Origin of the sequence: Pantoea sp. UBA5923 (genome assembly GCF_002431095.1) — a bacterium.
Lineage (GTDB): Bacteria > Pseudomonadota > Gammaproteobacteria > Enterobacterales > Enterobacteriaceae > Pantoea > Pantoea piersonii.
Map to the genome: position 1 here is coordinate 1 of NZ_DJDN01000002.1, position 3168 is coordinate 3168.

At 60.2% G+C, this 3168-nt stretch carries 3 protein-coding genes; all 3 read left to right on the plus strand.

All coding sequences use genetic code 11. From position 1 onward, the window contains the following. Window positions 1–334 (plus strand): DoxX family protein (locus tag B3797_RS00085; RefSeq protein WP_311790030.1); only part of this gene is annotated, 334 nt, incomplete at its 5' end. Further along, window positions 321–1949, plus strand: coding sequence for an MFS transporter (locus B3797_RS00090; protein ID WP_311790031.1), 1629 nt, complete (start codon window positions 321–323; stop codon window positions 1947–1949). The genes B3797_RS00085 and B3797_RS00090, both read left to right, overlap by 14 nt. Before the next feature lie 36 nt (window positions 1950–1985). Continuing rightward, the gene (locus B3797_RS00095; protein WP_311790032.1) at window positions 1986–2810 is read left to right on the plus strand and encodes an alpha/beta hydrolase; all 825 of its coding nucleotides are present in this window, start codon (window positions 1986–1988) and stop codon (window positions 2808–2810) included. The last annotated feature ends 358 nt before the right edge of the window (window positions 2811–3168 follow it).

Below are 3168 nucleotides of genomic sequence, written 5' to 3' on the forward strand. Positions count from 1 at the left end.
CGCTCTTCCGATCTTGTTTCACTTCAGCGAAGAACTGACGCGGATCGAGGACCCCTTTGGCCTCGGTCCTTATATGAGCCTGCTTCCGGCTATATTTGCCGAAGTTATCTGCCCGATTTTTATCCTGCTCGGCCTGTTTACCCGACTCGCCTGCCTGCCGATTATCGGCGTGCTGCTGGTCGCCATGGCCGTTGTCCACCCCAACTGGAGCATTGCTGAAGGCCAGTTTGGCTGGCTGCTGCTGATTATCTTCACCACGCTGGCCATTACCGGGCCGGGTCAGTGGCGCATCGGCTCCGACGCGCGCAGAGAGGTACGCTATGGCGCAGGTTAACGATATCAATACCGTCACCCCGGACGAGGCGATCGCGCCCGCCCCGACGGCCGCGTCGCCCTGGCAGCCGCTGCGCCAGCCTCTGTTCCGCATGCTGTGGATAGCGACGGTCGTCTCTAATATCGGCTCATGGATGAATGACGTCGGCATCAACTGGACCATGCTGACGCTCAGCGCCGATCCGCTCAACGTGGCGCTGGTGCAGGCGGCAAGCAGCCTGCCGATGTTCCTGTTCGCGCTGCCCTCCGGCGTGCTGGCGGATATTATCGATCGCCGCAAATACCTGCTCTTTTCACAGCTGTGGGTGTTTATCGCCGCCGCCGGTCTGGCTTTACTCTCCTTTACCGGGCAGGTTACGCCGCTGGTGTTGCTGATTGCCGCCTTCCTGATGAGCGCTGGCGCGGCGATGAGTTCGCCGCCCTTCCAGGCCATCGTGCCGGATCTGGTCAGCAAGGAGGAGCTTGGCCCTGCCATTGCGCTGAACTCGCTCGGCATCAACATCAGCCGCGCCATCGGCCCGGCGCTCGGCGGCCTTATCCTGTCGTTCGCGGGGCCGTGGATGGTCTTTATGCTAAACGCCCTCTCCGTACTTGGCGTGGCCTGGGTGCTCTACCGCTGGAAAGAAGCGCCCAGCGTGCAGCGGCTGCCGCCGGAGCACTTCTTTTCGGCGGTGCGCGCGGGCCTGCGCTACGTGCACGCCGCGCCGGTGCTGCGCAACGTGCTGGTACGCACCGTCGCCTTCTTCGTCTTCGGCAGCGCCGGCTGGGCTTTGCTGCCGCTGGTGGCGCGCCGCGAGCTGGGGCTTGGCCCGGGCGGCTACGGCATTATGCTCGCCTGCATCGGCGTGGGGGCCATCAGCGGCGCGGTGCTGCTGCCGCGGCTGCGTAAACGGCTCAATCCCGATCGGCTGATGGTGCTGGCGAGCCTGATGTTCGCTGCGACCATGCTGGCGCTCGCCTTTATCAGGCACTTCTGGCTGCTGAACGCCTTTGAGTTTTTTACCGGCTTCGCGTGGATCGCCGTACTCTCGACGCTGAATCTGGGGGCGCAGCGCAGCGCTGCCCGCTGGGTTAAAGCGCGCGCGCTGGCGGTCTATCTCACCGTTTTCTTTGGCTCAATGACGCTGGGCAGCGCCGTCTGGGGCCAGCTCGCTGCCCGCTACGGTATCCCGGTCTCGCTCTGCGTCGCCACGCTGGGCATGGCGCTAGCCAGCCTTACCGTACTGCGCTGGCGTCTTGATAAGGATCCCGATCTCAACCTCGACGTCAGCGAGATCAGCGAGCCGGTTCCGGCGCTCGATATTCATCACGATCGCGGGCCGGTGCGGGTGAGCTACGAGTATCAGATCCGCCAGGGCGACGCGCACGCCTTTACCCTCTGTATGCAGGATATGAGACGCGTCCGCCGCCGCGGCGGCGCCATCAACTGGGCGGTCTATGAAGATATTCTTCAGCCGGGCCTTTTCGTTGAGACCTTTGTGGTGGGTTCCTGGATGGAGCATCTGCGCCAGCTTGAGCGCTACACCATGAACGACCAGAAAATTCAGAACCGCGTTTATGCATTCCACCAGGCCGAACAGATGCCGGTTGCGCGTTATCTGGTTGCGCCTGAATAACAGCTGCTTTTTATTCAACATCACAAGGAAAAGACAATGAGCACGATTAAAACTGCTGACGGTACGCAAATCTATTTTAAAGACTGGGGCAACGGTAAGCCCGTTCTGTTCAGCCACGGCTGGCCGCTGGATGCGGATATGTGGGACACCCAGATGAACCTGCTGGCGGAAAACGGCTACCGCGTCATCGCGTTCGATCGCCGTGGTTTCGGCCGCTCCGATCAGCCGTGGACCGGCTATGACTACGACACGTTCGCATCAGATATCAACGACCTGATTACCCATCTCGATCTGCAGAACGTAACGCTGGTGGGTTTCTCCATGGGCGGCGGCGACGTGGCGCGCTACATCAACAACTACGGCTCGGCGCGCGTTGATAGCCTGGTGCTGCTGGGCGCGGTCACGCCTGCCTTTGGCAAGAGGGAAGATTTCCCGCAGGGCGTGGATCTGTCGGTATTCGACGGCATTCTGGCCGGGTTGCGCAACGATCGCGCGCAGTTTATCAGCGACTTCGCCGTTCCTTTTTATGGCACCAATGCCGGACAGACCGTCTCTGACGGCGTGCTGACGCAGACCCTGAATATCGCGCTGCTGGCGTCGCTCAAGGGTACGCTGGAGTGCGTTAAGGCGTTTTCCACCACCGATTTCCGTCCCGATATGGCGAAAATCGACGTGCCCACGCTGGTTATCCACGGCAGCAACGACCAGGTGGTGCCGTTCGAAACCACCGGCAAGCTGGCCGCAGAGATGATTGAGGGCGCGCAGCTGAAGGTGTACGACAATGCGCCACACGGCTTTGCGGTAACGCATGCCGATCAGCTGAGCACCGATCTGCTGGCGTTCCTCAAGACCCTTTCATAACGCGTTCCATTTCCACGCCAGTAACAACAGCCATACGTCGCCGTATGGCTGTTTTACTCTCTGCTGAGATCGGCTTATTTATTGATATCTTTCATGGCCAACGCCGTCATCACCAGCAGCGTTGACGTAAATGAAGCGTTTACCAGTAAGGCGGTCAGCATCTTTTTTTCCTCTATCCGCTATTGAGTTAAAAGCGCATCGCACATTTTAAAGCGCTTCCGCGACCGACATCTGGCCAGCTTCTTTCTCTATCAGCCGCATCAGAAGCGAGATCCGGCGATCGGTCCGTTCAGGGGTATCCGGCGGCAGATGATATTGCAGGCTATAGAGCTTCCCCTTCTCGTTGAAAAAATCGACG

What these genes read in the sequence shown, in the direction of transcription:
- B3797_RS00090 (WP_311790031.1), top strand. Translation starts at nt 321, where the DNA reads ATGGCGCAGGTTAACGATATCAATACCGTCACCCCGGACGAGGCGATC.
- B3797_RS00095 (WP_311790032.1), top strand. Translation starts at nt 1,986, where the DNA reads ATGAGCACGATTAAAACTGCTGACGGTACGCAAATCTATTTTAAAGAC.